At 62.8% G+C, this 436-nt stretch carries 1 protein-coding gene and 1 pseudogene; both read right to left on the bottom strand.

All coding sequences use genetic code 11. The annotated features are described in order from the left end of the window. On the bottom strand, positions 1-221 hold a 221-nt coding region (locus tag EOA16_RS32965; RefSeq protein WP_206517378.1), incomplete at its 3' end, for a hypothetical protein. Between the two features lie 92 nt (positions 222-313). Beyond that, positions 314-436, bottom strand: a pseudogene (locus tag EOA16_RS32435) (SRPBCC domain-containing protein); the annotation flags it as partial.

Here is a 436-nt window from a genome sequence, read left to right as displayed (position 1 = left end):
GTGGCGCACTGGTGCTGCGCGGTAGCGGCGGCAATCCAGCCTTGCAAACCTTTTGGCGCAGCCTCGGCGCTACGCTCTCCGATAGCCCGCTGAAGCCCTTCGTGGCGAATTCCTTCGAACCCCACGTTACCTTGCTGCGCGACAGGATGCAGGTCGCGAAGCTTGGCGAGCGAGCCATCGAACCGATTGGCTGGACGGTCCGCGACTTCGTCCTCATCCACAGTTTCCTGGGGCAGGGCCGGTATCAACTCTATGGGCGCTGGCAATTGAGCGACCAGACGACGCCGTGGCCGCCATGTGAGAAGACGCCGTGTCAGATCGTCTTGACGTATTGCGCAAGCTGGTCGACCACGGTGCCCCAGCCATCGAAAAAGCCCATCTCCTCGTGGTTCTTGCGCGTTGCCTCATCCCGGTGGATGGCGGTCGCGGTGTAGCG

This window comes from Mesorhizobium sp. M7A.F.Ca.US.008.03.1.1, from assembly GCF_003997495.1.
GTDB lineage: Bacteria > Pseudomonadota > Alphaproteobacteria > Rhizobiales > Rhizobiaceae > Mesorhizobium.
This window is presented reverse-complemented; position numbering and strand designations above follow the sequence as displayed.